This window comes from Acidobacteriota bacterium (assembly GCA_016208495.1).
Taxonomy (GTDB): domain Bacteria; phylum Acidobacteriota; class Blastocatellia; order Chloracidobacteriales; family Chloracidobacteriaceae; genus JACQXX01.
The window spans coordinates 80,351-93,262 of record JACQXX010000080.1 but is presented as its reverse complement, the minus strand read 5'-3'; the positions used below and the strand labels follow the sequence as shown (position 1 = coordinate 93,262).

8 protein-coding genes are annotated in these 12,912 nt (G+C 49.2%); 6 read left to right on the top strand and 2 right to left on the bottom strand.

Translation table 11 applies throughout. The annotated features are described in order from the left end of the window. The first annotated feature begins 65 nt into the window (after window positions 1-65). Window positions 66-1,598, top strand: a complete 1,533-nt coding sequence (locus HY774_16130; protein ID MBI4750015.1) for a hypothetical protein — start codon at window positions 66-68, stop codon at window positions 1,596-1,598. Between the two features lie 227 nt (window positions 1,599-1,825). Here the strand turns inward: HY774_16130 and HY774_16125 are convergent, their stop codons facing one another. Next, a complete protein-coding gene (locus tag HY774_16125) occupies window positions 1,826-3,466 on the bottom strand; it encodes a transporter (GenBank protein ID MBI4750014.1) in 1,641 nt (546 codons plus the stop codon). Between the two features lie 56 nt (window positions 3,467-3,522). Here HY774_16125 and HY774_16120 point away from each other — a divergent pair, with 56 nt between their 5' ends. Beyond that, complete coding sequence (locus tag HY774_16120; protein ID MBI4750013.1) at window positions 3,523-3,687, top strand: hypothetical protein; 165 nt, start codon at window positions 3,523-3,525, stop codon at window positions 3,685-3,687. A gap of 171 nt (window positions 3,688-3,858) precedes the next feature. Then, a complete protein-coding gene (locus tag HY774_16115) occupies window positions 3,859-5,673 on the top strand; it encodes a M14 family metallopeptidase (protein MBI4750012.1) in 1,815 nt (604 codons plus the stop codon). Between the two features lie 419 nt (window positions 5,674-6,092). On the opposite strand, the gene HY774_16110 is transcribed toward HY774_16115, so the two are convergent. Next, window positions 6,093-8,084, bottom strand: a complete 1,992-nt coding sequence (locus HY774_16110) for a hypothetical protein (GenBank protein ID MBI4750011.1) — start codon at window positions 8,082-8,084, stop codon at window positions 6,093-6,095. A 429-nt stretch (window positions 8,085-8,513) separates the two neighbouring features. Here HY774_16110 and HY774_16105 point away from each other — a divergent pair, with 429 nt between their 5' ends. From HY774_16105 to HY774_16095, 3 genes are all read left to right on the top strand, one after another. After that, on the top strand, window positions 8,514-9,284 hold the full coding sequence (locus HY774_16105; GenBank protein ID MBI4750010.1) for a hypothetical protein: 771 nt from the start codon (window positions 8,514-8,516) through the stop codon (window positions 9,282-9,284). Window positions 9,285-9,418: 134 nt separating this feature from the next. Further along, a complete protein-coding gene (locus HY774_16100) occupies window positions 9,419-9,799 on the top strand; it encodes a BlaI/MecI/CopY family transcriptional regulator (protein MBI4750009.1) in 381 nt (126 codons plus the stop codon). 275 nt (window positions 9,800-10,074) lie between these two features. Then, on the top strand, window positions 10,075-12,495 hold the full coding sequence (locus HY774_16095; protein ID MBI4750008.1) for a hypothetical protein: 2,421 nt from the start codon (window positions 10,075-10,077) through the stop codon (window positions 12,493-12,495). The last annotated feature ends 417 nt before the right edge of the window (window positions 12,496-12,912 follow it).

The following is a 12,912-nucleotide window of genomic DNA, read 5'->3' as shown; positions in this document are numbered from 1 at the left end:
AATCTGAGGCTGAGAATAAATGGCTCCTTTCACAAACAACTCCCTTCTCACTCAGACGTACCCTTATGAATTACAAAAAACCATCCTTCACTAACGAATCTGATCCAAATCGACAGCCCAACTGGTATGACCTCAAGGAAATGCTGTTTCAAGCAATCAAAAAGCAGTTTCGCTTTGTTCCCCCACCAGTCAAGAATCACCTCAAAAAGCTATCACCAGCTCAATTAGAATCCGTCCTTGATATCCTGCCTCAGTTCTCAGAAATTCAATATCTGGAAACCCATTTGACAGAACTATCGCAAAACCCGCCTGAATATAAAAAGGACCGGTTTCGGCAACCAGCTCCCTCTTTTGACAGGCAATACAATCGAGAATACAGACCATCACCAGTTCCACCAAAATCAGAGCCAGCGGGTGAGGTGCCACGTCGGATTGAAACACCAGAACCAAAACCTGAGCCAGTTCAGGAGCGGGTGATTGATGAACCGGTTGTCCCAAAGGCAGCCAGTGAGCCTGAGGAAAAAATCTCACCGGCACCCGAGCCGGCACCTGTTCAGCCAGTTCAACCTCCACGGGTGTTCCAACCCGTTCCACCGAAACAACCCCTGCCTGCCCCCAAACCCGCCATGACTCAATCCTGGGTAAGTGCACCACCAGCCGCATCCGCCGGTGTTGTTCAAACCACAATTCCTGTTTCCATTGAAGGAACACAGCTTGAATTGGTATTTGAGTACGACCGCTTTGCAGACCGTGAGAACCGCCGGGGAGTACGGTTTTCTTTTTCAATGGATGAAACCCAATTTCTGGTCGCACAACTTCTGACGCAACGGGAACGGATTCAACCGATTGAACCCCGGGTCGCTCAGGCCATCGAATCCTTCTTTGGTGATGCTGAACAGGTGTTGCGAGGTGCAGTGCAGGCCACTCGACAGGGTACGGCTCCAAAACCGAAAGTTACCGAACGTACCGGCTTAAAAACAGAGCCAGCTCTCACGTCAGATCCGCTTTCGCCTGATGTGAAAACGGAAAACACCCCACCCTCCACCCCAACACCGGTACAGCTTTCGCTTCCAGTAGGGGTACCCGACGAAGATGATCAAATCAGTCTGCCTGCCCCAGGCACTCAATCAACTGATGAACTGCCCCGCAAACGCCATCGGCGAACCAACGAAGAACTTGCCGCGGCTGGCATCCCGGTTGGGAAGCGAACCCGGTTGACTTCAGAAAAAATTGATTTGGACGCATTGAAATTTGACCCTCGCATGGCATCAATCCTCAGTATTGATCAAGCCGAGGTCTTGAATATTGCTCCCGTCTGTTTTCTTGAAGATTCAACCGATGTGCTGGTTTTATTTGTTGAGCCTGAAGGAAAAGTACGGATTTATACATACTTTAACCGGGTAGCCAACCGGGCCGCGCTTGCCGCTCTGGTTGGAATTTCACCTGAAAATCGTGAGCAGGTAAAAATCCGTACATTTCGGGTTTCACAAGAATATTTAAATCAGTTTCTCGCCGAGGCAGCCAATGTGCTGGCTTCCACCGATGCTGCCACACCCGAGCTTGAACGTCCTGTTGGCGCCAAAGACAGAGCGGAGTAAAGGCAGAATATATAGAATTTCAGATAAAGAAACCACGAAACACACAAGCTACACGAAAAAGAAAGCCAAATTTTTCAATGGTTTCTGAACGATGATCACCAAAAACACCATGGAAATATTTATCTGAAAAACTATAGCCAGGCCAGTTGTACAAAAGGGGCGATACAAACGCCCCTTTTTATTTTTATTGAGAAAACCAGCGTTCCAGCCAGCTTTTGTTTCCACAGTCAGTGCGACAACAGGGCAAACAACACCTGAACCAGAATGATTTTCAACACCGTGGCAACTGGAAATACCGCGGCATAGCCAATGTTGGGTAAATCGTTTTTGGTTTGCTCCAGAGCAAAACCCAGCAACGCTGGTTGCGTTTGCATTCCCGATAAGATCCCAATCAACAGGCCCATCGGGATTTTGAAAACCTTGTATCCAACCACCAGCACCACCAGTGCCACCGTGCAGGTAATGATGGCCCCAGCCAGAAGCAGCCAGAGCCCGCCACCACTGGTCAAGGTAGACACAAATGAATACCCGGCATGGGTGCCAATGCCAGCCAGAAAAATGACCAGCCCAATTTGACGAATGGCCTGACTGACGCTAAAGGGCGGCACCCACACCAGTGGGCCCGTTCGTTCGAGTTTTCCCAAAATAAGCGCCACAACCAGCGGACCTCCAGCCAGGCCAAGTTTGATATTGATGTCATCCGTGATTGGAATGGGAATGGTGCCAAGGAACAACCCAAGGGCCAGGCCAAGACTAAAGGTTAAAATATCAACTTCGCTTGACTCGCGGTACGAGTCACCAAAAAACTTTGAGACCGCATCCAAATGATCCCGATCAGCCACGACCCGCACCCGATCACCCAGTTCCAAAATTGTGTCTTCCTGAGCAATCAAATCAATGTCACCCCGGCGAATGCGGGTCACAATGGCACCAAATTGCTGCATTAAGTTCAAATCAACCAACCGATGACCGGCCACGTCGTGGTTTGAAACAAACACCCGTCGAAAATCATACCGACTTCGATCTAATTCAAGATGTACGGGGGTGGCTTCCCCAAGCTTTTGAGTCACCTGGGCGACGCTGTCGCGGATCCCAATCACGCTGACTAAATCCCCCAAATGCAGCCGGGTATCAGGCGAAGCCAGTGACTGAGACGCTTCGTGTTTGATGCGACCAAAGACCAGGCTCGGAAATTCATGTTCAAGGGTTCCAATCGTCTGGTGATCAGCCACAGGGTTGGTCACCCGGATGGTCTGATTGCAGAGTTTTTCACTCCCGGTTTGGAATTCACGCTGGGCTGATGCTTCAGCCGCATAGTCTATGTTCCACAATTTTTGCAGTATCAAAATCACCAAAATCATGCCAACCACACCCATTGGGTAGGCAATCGAGTACCCGACCACTGGTTCAGTCAACATTTGGGTGAGGGTTTCTTTTGGGACGGAAGTTCTGATGGTTTCGAGCACGCTGGCCAGGGCTGGGGTATTGGTCAAACTTCCAGCAAACAACCCGACCGTGAGAGACACTTTCAAGTGAAACCACTGTTGAATCACCACCGTGATCCCAACCGCCAGGAGCAATCCACCCGCGACCAGGAAATTGTCTCGTAACCCTCGGCGTTTGAGCGAAGTAAAAAAAGCTGCACTATTGCTCAGACCAAGGGTATACACAAACAGCCCCAGACCAAGTTCATACAAAATCGAAGGCACTTTCAGGGTGGGATGAAGCGAACCAAAGGCAATGCCGACAAACAACACGGCGGCGATTCCCAAGCTGGTGCCCCGAACAGTCAATCTCCCCAGCGGATACCCAATGGCGGCAACCAGGAATAAAAGCAACAGCGGGTTTGAGAGCAACAAATTGATCATTGAGCCAGATCATCTCATTTCATAGGATACAAGTTCTTAGAATTCGAGAACTGTAAATGACTGAGTCCCCAATATGCCAGGAAGACCAGCCATTTCGTCAAACACCGGTAAGCGAAGCTCGATGGCTTTCAATTCACGATAAAGCTCCAACTCGCGATTTTATCAATTTTCCATTTCAAGCCAGGTCAATTATCGGAAGCCTGACAAAAGGGGTCTTTTGATATGGGCTTTGCCATGGTTGGTCGAATTGAATGGCTGTTTTTTTTGCAGCCAACGGCTACAATCGGGCTGAAATTTTTTGAACAGGGGTTGACTTTTCAGGCCCTGGGATTACACCCTGACGGCGCTCAACCCTTTTATTCCCCATTATTCCCAAATAAAAAGTGCTGCCTATGAAACCAAATTATCCTCCCATGCCCCCGCTTTCGGGTTATGAATCACCCGCCGCAAAAGAAATCAAATCACTGGCCGCCAGTACCGCGGCATCGCCTCAAAATCTTTTAACTCACTGTGAACGAACAAATTATGATCAGTCAGGGCGCTATGGCGAAGTCTTTCGATACGCACTTAGAATGAAAAAGCACTCTCCGTTTTTCAAATCCTGGTCGTTTGGAAAATCAGGCCAGGATCGCGACCTGATGGTCTATTGTGTTTCTGAAGACAAGGCATTTAAACCTGATCTGGCCCGAAAATCAGACAAACTGGTGGTTCTGATTCAAAATGGGATACACCCAGGTGAAATCTCTGGAAAAGATGCCTCTTTTATGCTCATCCGGGATATTCTGGTGAGTAAAAAATATGCTCACTGGCTGGAAAACCTGACCTTGCTGTTTATCCCCGTCTTTAACGTTGATGGACACGAACGACTGTCTCCCTTTAGTCGAATTAACCAGAATGGTCCGCGCGAAATGGGGTTTCGAGCTAACGCCCAACGCTATAACCTCAATCGTGACTACATTAAAGCAGACACTCCGGAAATGCGTGCCTGGTTGAAATTGTGGAATACCTGGCTCCCGGACTTTTTTATGGATAACCATGTCACGGATGGCCTTGACCATCAGTATGACGTCACAATTTGCATGCCAACCGAGCAGGAAATCTGGCCAACCGTGGGCGACTGGACCAAAAATCAATTCCTGCCTTCGGTTATGCAGGGAATGGAAGCGGATGGGCACATCATCGGGTACTATTATGAGCCGATGGACCGCCTTGACCTGAGCGAAGGCGTCGAAGGCGGCCCCAATCAAGCCCGGTATTCAAACGGCTATGTCGCCACTCACCATCGGCCAGGATTGCTGGTTGAAACGCACAGCCTGAAAACACACCGCACCCAAACCTGGGCGCATTACGATCTGATGGTCAACACGCTCGAATACCTGTCTTCGCACGCCAGCGAACTCAAACAGGCCGTCCAGGCGGCGGATGCCGGAATGGCCGCCCTGGGTTCAACCTATCAGCCATCAAATAAACTGTTTATGGCTGGAATAACCAGTGATGAAAGTGAGCATGTTCTTTTAAAAGGAATTGCGTCTTCAATCGAAGAAGGTGAAATTTCCGGCGCGCCTTATGTCGTGTATGGAACCGAACCGGTTGATATCCCATCCCAGTTTTATAACAAAATCACCACCGTGGCGGCTCCAAGTGTTCCATTGGGGTATATCGTGCCTCCCCAATGGCGGCAAATTATTGACTTGCTTCGACTTCACGGGGTTGAGACCAAAGTTCTGAACCAGCCGGTCTCGGATGTGTTTGAAAGTTATATCTTTTCAAATGCCAGTTGGGCACCTCAGCCGTTTGAAGGACGATTGCTGGTTGACTTTTCCGCTCAACTTACGATGGAAAAACGAGTTATGCCGCGTGGATCAGTATTTGTCCCAATGAACCAGCGCGCGGCCAGGGTCGCGATGAACCTGCTGGAACCTGAAGCCTGTGATTCGGCGGTCAAATGGGGCTTTTTTAATCCGATTTTTGAGCAAAAAGAAGACTTTGAAGCCTATGTAATGGAACCGATTGCTCAACGTTTGTGCGAACTGGACCCAGAACTGCATGCGGAATTCGAAGCCCGACTTGAAGAAGACGAAGCGTTTGCCGCGGATCCAAAAGCCAGATTGAACTTCTTTTATAAACGCTCGGGGTATCTTGAACCAGATATGAATCAATATCCGGTGGTCAGGGTCATTCGACCGCTCCAGATAGCTGAAACCTAAATGGTGATTGACCCTTTGAGGTGACAAGGTGACAGGTGACAGGTGACAGGTGATAAGTACCTTACCGAAAATTTCCAGACATTTTAACCACGAAACACACGAACTACACGAAAAGAATCAAACACTTACCAAACCCAATATCTCAGGAAACTTATGACAAGGTACTTAAGGGCATACGCGCCAGGATACGGAAGTTTGAGCCTGTGTGAGACACGGAGACACGGAGACAATTCACCAGGGTTGTCAGGTTGAATCAGTTCCGATTGAGAGCGAGGGAAGGCGACCAGTTGTTTTTTCTCCCTGTCTCCGTGTCCCCCCTTGCCCAGATCGGGCTCTGTTTCCTTATCCTGGTGCGTATGCCCTATCATCTGTCCCCCTGTCACCCTGTCACCCTGTCATCTTGTCACCCCGTCACTCTGTTATTTTTTCTTTTTGGTACCGCGACCTGGAAAAAGTTTACTTCCAATGGATTTAAAACTCTCCCTGAAACCAGCCATCTCAATTTTCTGTTTATAGACCTTGACCCCAGGATGGTCTGGAGAATTCAGTTTCAGAAACTTATGCCAGTGCCAGGCGGCATCCACATTCTTTGAAGCCAGGGCATATTCCATTTCAAAAACGCACAGCATGGCAAATTCACTGACGTGGAACCGGGTCATGGCTTGAATCGGAGCTGTGATTTCACGAGCGGCGTCCAGTTTTCCCTGGTCAATGAGTTTCATTCCAATTTCAAGGCGGGCAAAAAAGTAATCAGGAAATTCCTGGTGAATTTTTTCCACCATTGCGTTAGCTTCCTCAGTTCGTTTTTGTTTTCGAATAGCAGCTTGCAAATTGAACTGATGACCAGGGTTATTCGGATCAAGCTCAATTACTTTTCGAAGCAGCCGTTCAGCTTCCTGATCTCGGTTGTCGTGGAGTGCCTCCCACGCCTGATACGCTAAATCTTCAGCTTCCGGTGAAACCGAAGGTGTGGGTTCATGATGGATTTCATACGACTTGATTTGGACTTCCTCCATTGCCCCTTTGGTTTGAATCTGAAGCTTCTCTCCGGTGATAAAACCGGCTTCTTTGGCGGCCATTGCAGCCTGAATTCGGAGCTTATCCGGTCCCGCCTTACCGGTGCTGAAATTCAATACCGCCTGCATCATCTGCGGGTTGCGACTCTGCCTGGCCACATCAATGAACAACTCTCGGGAATGATCATCACATTTTTCAAAAATGATCGGGGCGAGGTGCAAAAGCTCTGGATACTTGTTGACCAAAGCGGAAAAGTCCGCGGAATCTCCCGCTTCAAAAGCTCTGGTCAGGGCGTTGATGGTCGAATCCGTAAGCCACAGATTGAGAGGAAAGGGAACCGGCCCCTGGCGTTCGCCCTCGGGTTTGGATAAATCGTCGAGGTTCTCCTGGTACAAGAGTTCAGCCGGATTGTGCTTGACGGCTTCACGCCACAGTTTTTTGGCTTGTTGAATCGCTCCGACACCAACCTGGGCAACCGCCGTCAAATGGTACATATGAAAAGCAATCTGTTGATCTATTTTCGGCTTGAGCGATTTGAATTTGGCATAGACATCCAGGACTCCTTGATCGTCGCCAAGTCGAGTCAAAGTCTCGGATTGTTTGCACAACACGTCGGTGAACAGCGAATGAACCTCTTTCAGTCGCGCCGCATAAGCTCTGGCAGCGGCTGCGTCACCAACCGAAAGTGAAAGAACCACCAGATTGGAGAGCGCGTGAATATTTTCAGGGTCAATCTTGAGTACCGACTCCGCCAGTTCAATGGCCTGGCCCGGTTTATTGAGATTTCGCAGCGCCTGGGTGTAGTTGTTGCGAATCGAATTCATATGTGGAAATTTCTTCAGGTATGGAAGAACCACTTTTTCAAGTTCCTCCCACTCGGCATTGGCCAGTAAAAAATGAACGTGATCGTTGGCCGCCGCCATTTCCAGTAATTCCTCGACCGAAACTGCCGTAGTTCGAAATGTTCGCTCAATGGCCTCACGACACAGGGCCAATACCTTGTGGGTGTTTTCGTCCTGAAACTTCTTGGGCCATTTTTGACACGCGAGGGAAATAAATTTATAGGCGGCTCCGGGATATGAATTTTGATAAAACCCGACGCCCAGGTTAAACACATTCTCCGGAATATGCGGCTCAAGCTGATAGAGTTTATAACTGGACCGCAAGACCTGGGGGTAATCCTTGAGCGTTACCGCAGCTTCGAGCAAAAATTCAAAGATTTTGGGTTGTTTTGGAAACCGGATCGCCAGTTCCTTGGCTTTGTGATATGCCTGCTGAATTTGCCCGCGTTGAGCCTGTTGCTTGACTTGCAGCAGTTCAGATTGAAAGGAGCCCGAGGGCTTCATTGAAGGAACTTTGGTTGAAAACTGATCCCAGTTGCGTTTTTTGGCCATGTGGTTTGAATGAGTGAATTGAAAGTCAGATTTCTGGATTCTTGAAGCCTTTTTCCCATCTGGATTTTTACGGAAAACTTATTCAGAATTCAGGCAGGTGGGCTAAATTCCAGTTCCTAACCTTTACCTGAAACTTGTCCTAAAAATCCATCGCTTTTTTGAATTGAGCACTTTTTTGAGTAACCTCCCACACTCTCTCACCACCGAGGTAATATCACAATTGCCGACTCAACCGAACTTTCAGATGCAGAAAAATCAAATCCTCCGATTTTCAATGAACACCTGCTCAGGCAAACAATACTGACAAGTCTTTTTTTTTCAATATCAAGCTGGCATCACTCAAAATCATATACAAGCAGTTCTTTCTTTGCGCTTCGCGGTTTTTCATTTAAGCTTTTCACGAACAATCGCATATCGAGCGAGGGTGTTATGGAATGGCCGGATATTCGCTGCGAAAAGGATCTGGATTCGGAAGGAAGCGAGTTTATACGCTTCAGCATTCCTATTTCTCCGGCGGTCCTCACCATGCGAGGGATTCTGCTTCCGGTGCCACCACGCGCCAGAGCCAGTGAGTGGAGTGATGAATATGACCAGCCCGAACTCAGGCTCTGTGTCTCGATTGAAGCCACCGAATACGGCGTGGTTGATCAATTCGCCGGGGTTTTTGATCCGCAACGGGGATGGATCATGCTTCGTCCCGTCAGTCACCCAACTGGAAAAAAACTCACCAATACGTTTTTTCAACTTGTCGGCGAGGAAGCCGCCCGGATTCGGCGTCGCTTTGAAGAAGTGACCGAAATCATCCAGGACAATCTGGCTGAACTTCGCCGTCAACGGGTCCTGGGAGTGTTACCCAATACGGCTGAATTCCCGATTGAACCGGCGCCACCTCCCAATCCAAAAGACTATTCGCCGCCCGTGGACCTCGAAATTCAAGGAGCCAATCCAGTTGACCAGCCTTCCATTTCCGAGCCCCGTCCAAAAACAAAATCAAAAAAACAGCCAGTCACCAATCGTTCGCAAGCTGAATCTCCTCTCCAGCCAAAGCCTCTTACTGGAGAAGCCGTCCCTGAAACTCCACTGAGCACCCTACCCCAAACACCACCTCCAGTCCCGGCAAAGACGGCTACTCAGGAAAAAAAGAAGCCGAAAGCCAAAGGTCCGGCCAGTGGCAATCAGATGTCGCTGTTTGACCTGTAATTTCTAAATACTTATTTTCAAATGACTTAGCAATTACCTCAATTTGCTATTAATTTTTTAATTGACAACTGAAAAATCCTGGGTATCCTCTCGACATATTAAATATTTAATAGTTCAAAAGGGAGTCCTGGATCGTGCCCAGAAAATCATCACCCACACTTACTGAAGCTGAATTGCAACTGATGGAAATCATTTGGGAACGCGGAGCAGGAACCGTTGCCGATGTCGTCGCGGCACTGCCGTCAAATTCCCAACTGGCCTACAGCACCGTGCTCACAACCTTGCGAATTTTAGAGCGGAAGGGCTACCTGTCGCATATTCAGGAAGGCCGGGCGTTTATTTACAAACCGGTGGTTGATCAAAAACAAGCCCGTCAGAGCGCCTTAAAGCATCTGCTTTCCAGATTTTTCAACAATTCCCCGGAATTGCTGGTCCTCAATGTAATGGAACAGGAAGCACTGGATCTGAATGAACTTGAACGGCTGAAAAAACTGGTTGATGAAAAGATAGATTAGAGTCAGTCGTCAGTCGTCAGTCGTCAAGTGTTGGGGGGTTGAAATTCGTGTCAAGTGTATTTTGTTCGGTTTGAGTCATTTATGAACTATTCTCGTCAAGAAATCCAAGGATTCAACGATCTGGGTTTTATCTACTGACTACTGACTACTAACTTATCAACGACTGACGACTGACGACTGACTCATCATCTACCAACTACTGACTGGTATAAGATATTTGGATTTGACGACTCACGACTGGCCACAACCAACATACAAATCCCTGAGGTAATGCCGTGAACACCTTTGTTGTATTTGAGCACCTGTCACATGCCGGAATGGAAATTCTCCTTAACAGTCTCTGGCAGGCTGGAATTGTGGCCAGCCTGGCGGCACTCATCCTCCGGGTAAAACCTGATTTATCGGCTTCGGCCAAATATGCAGTTCTGGGTACCGCGTTTGTAATCGCCCTGGCCTTGCCGGTCACAACAATTGCTTTTGTACGACCAGGCATTTTGGTTCACTCAAGCCCAACTGACCGCCAGTTTGATACCACAACCAGCCCAACCATCAATCCAATGATTGGATTTCCAGTGGATGAATCCCTTGGAAATCACCAACCGGCCCTCAACCCAACTGCGGGGAAACCGGACCTGGGAAGTATACCCGCTGAAGCCATTCCTGATCGAAAACCGCTCGTTTCCATTTCAGGGGGGAGTTGGGTCGGATGGCTGGCGGCTCTCATCGGTTTGATTCAGGGAGTATTTCTGATTCGATTGGTCTGGGGCTGGCGATATGTGCACCAGCTCAGACGGACCAGTCAACCGTTACCCGCCAGAGTGGAAGCCCAATTCACCGAGACGCTGACCCAATTCGGTGCCGGGCGACCAGTTGAAATCCGGTCAAGTGATCGGGTGACCTCACCACTGATGATTGGACCTGGCTGTCCGATCATTTTGTTTCCATCGGAACTGATATCTCAACTTTCGGTTTCCGAACTGGAATTACTGTTATTGCACGAATTGGCCCACGTTGCCCGGTGGGATGACTGGGCCAAGCTGGCTCAAAGTCTTTTGAGCGCACTCTTCTTTTTTAATCCGGCAGTGCATTGGTTTACTCGAAACCTCGAACTTGAGCGCGAAATCGCCTGTGATGATTGGGTACTGCAGACCCGCCGTGATCACCGGTCCTATGCGCGATGCCTGCTCCGGCTGGCCGAGATGAAACTCCTCCACCGGACACCTCCGGTACTGGCATCCGGAATTTTTTCAAACCAGGCAAAACTCTCACATCGCATTGAATTGATTTTGAATTCACAAAGGACACTGAGTATGAATTTTAACGGTCTGCAGTTGAAACCCTTGATTGGCGCCAGTCTGGTTGCCTTGATGTGCAACGTCTTTCTGGCCCCTACGTTTTCGATCACCCTTGAATCCGACCCAAAAGAACTGACACCCGCCTTGAGCCGTTCCCAACCTGCCCAACCTGCCTCGCGAAAATCACCCTTAACAGAAGAGCTGGTTGAAACCTGGACCGTCAATGAAACGACTTTTTCCCTGCAAACGCTCGGGTATGTCGAGGTTGAACCAAACAAAACCCGGATCAAATCTATTTCTCCCAATGGCTATTTGATCCTTGAAGAAAAACAGCCAGCCAGCACTCGCCGGTATGAATTCCGACCACTGGCCAACGGGAAAATCGCTGAATCCTATAGCCTGAATCACGTTCAGCGCCCCATGAACGGAAGTGCCCGTAAACATTTCGTCCAGTTGCTTCCAGAACTGGTCCTGGCCCACAACCGCGCTCTGGATCGGTTTTTGCGTGAGGAAGCTGCCCATCTTATTTCATTTGACACGGAAACCGGTGAAGTCCCTGAAATCCGCCAGGTTGCCCTCAAAGCGCTTGGTGAACGGGCTGGAACCGTTCTAGTGATGGATCCCAACACCGGGCGTGTGCTCTCAATTGTGAATCAGGAGTGGGCACTGCGAACCAGTTTTACTCCGGCCTCGACCATCAAGCTGGTGACTGGATTGGCGGGATTGACAACTGGCGCCATCCAGCCGGAGGTGAAAGTGGACCTGCCCACTGAAAACCGACAGTGTGATTTTCGCGAAGCGATGGCCCTGTCCAGCACTGCATATTTCCAGAAGGCAGGGGAAAAAGTCGGTCAGTCACGGTTTCTTGACCTGCTGGGCCAGTTTGGCCTGGGTGAAACAACAGGGATCAATCTGGCTGGTGAAATCCCAGGGAAAATTCTCTCTGATCCAAAGTCAGCCATACCCCGAAACTTCTTTGGGGCGGCTGAAGGAATGGAGTTGACGCCGCTCCAAATGGGGTCTCTGGTTTCAACCATTGCCAACGGGGGAACGGTCTATACGCCCCAACTGGCAACATCAACCAACGACTTCAAACCCATCATTCGTCGCCAGGCTAACTTGCCGACTCGGGAACTAGAATTACTCAAATCAGCGATGGTGGACGTGGTGGAAGTTGGCACGGCCTCCGCGATTCGCAACCCCAGACTGAGCATTGCCGGTAAGACTGGAACCGCCGTCAAGGATGGATTATGGACCGGCTGGTTTGTGTCATATGCCCCCGCTGTTCATCCCAAATTTGCCATTGTGGTGGTTCTGCAAGGGGCAGATACCCGTGGATCACGCGCGGCTGAAGTTGCCGGGCAGATCTTTACCCACCTTCACACCCAGTCAGGAAGTTAAGGGCTGGAAAAACCAGGGCTGAAGACTTCGGGTTCAAAGCAGAATTCCCAAATGTCTTCAGCCCGTTTTCTTCAGCCCCGAGCTTGCGAGTCTTCAGCCCCCAGGATTTTTCAGTTATGTGAAGTTTTTTTTCAACAGTATTCAGTTGCTCAATCCAGCAAAGGGAGTACCATAGCTCGAAGTAGATTCCACTCATAAATTTCTCCTTCACAGTTACATTCAGGCGTGCGGCAAGGAACCGGTGTTCAGCATCACATCACTTCCCTGCCGCTTTCTTCTTTTTTCCCAAAAACAGTTTGCGCTCTGAAATAACTCAGTTTACTTTTGGACTTCATCCGCCACTTTCCAGGCCGCTACCGAATTGTTTTTTGAATTACGACTCTTTCCCAGCAGGTGAAGCCGGTTGAGTTATTAACA